This window comes from Nocardia sp. NPDC058497, assembly GCF_042720195.1.
In the GTDB taxonomy this organism is placed as follows: domain Bacteria; phylum Actinomycetota; class Actinomycetes; order Mycobacteriales; family Mycobacteriaceae; genus Nocardia.
In genome coordinates, this window is the sequence record NZ_JBHXMY010000922.1 from 1 (window position 1) to 1538 (window position 1538).

At 66.4% G+C, this 1538-nt stretch carries 1 protein-coding gene; it reads left to right on the plus strand.

Features of this window, described 5'->3' with window-relative positions; all coding sequences use genetic code 11:
- The coding region (locus ACFWPJ_RS32490; protein ID WP_378857301.1) for a hypothetical protein at nucleotides 1–1538 on the plus strand (1538 nt) is incomplete at both ends.

Below are 1538 nucleotides of genomic sequence, written 5' to 3' on the forward strand. Positions count from 1 at the left end.
CGATACTGTGACGATCCTCGACGACAGGACCGATACCTTCCTCGCCGCGGGCAAGGCGTACAAAGACACCGATACCGGCGGGAAAGCGGATCTGGCCGCGCTGCGCACCCGCATCGAGTCCAACTCCGGCAAGGCCGACGACCTCGGTAAGCGGCCCGACCCGCGGGGGTTGAGCACACAGAACGACCGGCTGCACATGAAGGCGAACGAGAAGACAGCGCAGCCGGACTGGAAAGAGGTCAACACCCTTTCAAAGGACAACTGGGGTCTGCCGCCGAGCCTGGTCGGCAAGAACGGTCTGAAGTTCGACCCGATGAAGCCGAAGCCCGAGAACATGGACCAGTACAGCCACGACCAGCTGGTCGCGGTCGAGAACTCGATCATGCAGGGCAGTCCGGCGATGCCGATTGTGCTCGCGCAGGCGGCCGCGGATTGGCATTGGCTGGCGGGCAAATTGGAAGAGAAGTTCAACGCTCTGTCGACCGCGATGGTCAACAGTGCGAACAAGTGGACCAGCCCTGGCAAGACGGGCGGTGCCGATCGGGCGCGCGCCGCGATCACGACCTACGGCACCGAGAACGACAACCTCGTCGCGAGTATGAAGGCGGTCGGTGACGGGCTCGAATATGTCTCGGAGTGGCTGTACACGACGGGTGTGGAGATGGTGCAGGTCAGCCAGACGCCGATCCCGAGAAAAGATAACGAATCGGATCCGGTGTACAAGGCCAGGGCCGAAGAAGAATGCCGTAAGGGCCATGTCAAGGCGCTCGACGACAACTATGTCCCCGGCCTGAAGGCAACCAGCGATGTGATCGCGATCCTGCCCGATCCGATCTCGCCGACCACCGGCACGAACCCCACAGGGACCGGTCCGACCGGGACGAACTCCACTGGTGGGAGTGGTGGTTCGTCGGGCAGTGGCAGCGGCTCGAACGCGGGCCTTTCCAGCGCTTTTCAGCAGCAGATGGCCGCGTTGGCCGCGCAGCAGTCGGCCGCGCAGCAGTCGGCCGGGCAGCAGTCGGCCGGGCAGCAGACGAATCAGTCCGGGCAGAACGGTTCGGGGTCGGGGAGCGGCAGCTCCAGTTCCGGCCTGGAACAACTGACCTCGGCGCTCTCGTCGGGGATGGAACAGGCGAGTTCGGCGGCACAGTCCGCACTCGAACAGGCCGCGTCCGCGGCGGAACAAAGCAGTGCGCTGTCCTCGGTGCCCGGGCTGGCGGGGATCAGTTCCGCGGTGGACGAGGCGAAAAAGGCGATGTCGGCCGCTGCCAAGGGCGGTGGCGGCGGTGGCAAGGGCGGTGGCGGTGCCGGGGCCGGTGGCGCGGGGGCGGGGCTCGGCCAGAACTTGCAGAACGCTGCCACGCTGTTCCCGCGGGCGTCGGTTTCGGCGGCGACCGGTGCCGAAGCGCTCGCCAGCCGTGCCGGCCTGGCCAGTAGCGGAAGCCCGATGGGCGGTATGCCGATGGCGCCCATGGGTGGTGCCGGAGCGGGCGGTCAGGGCCAGCAGAAGGAACACAAGCGCGCCGACTACCTGGATT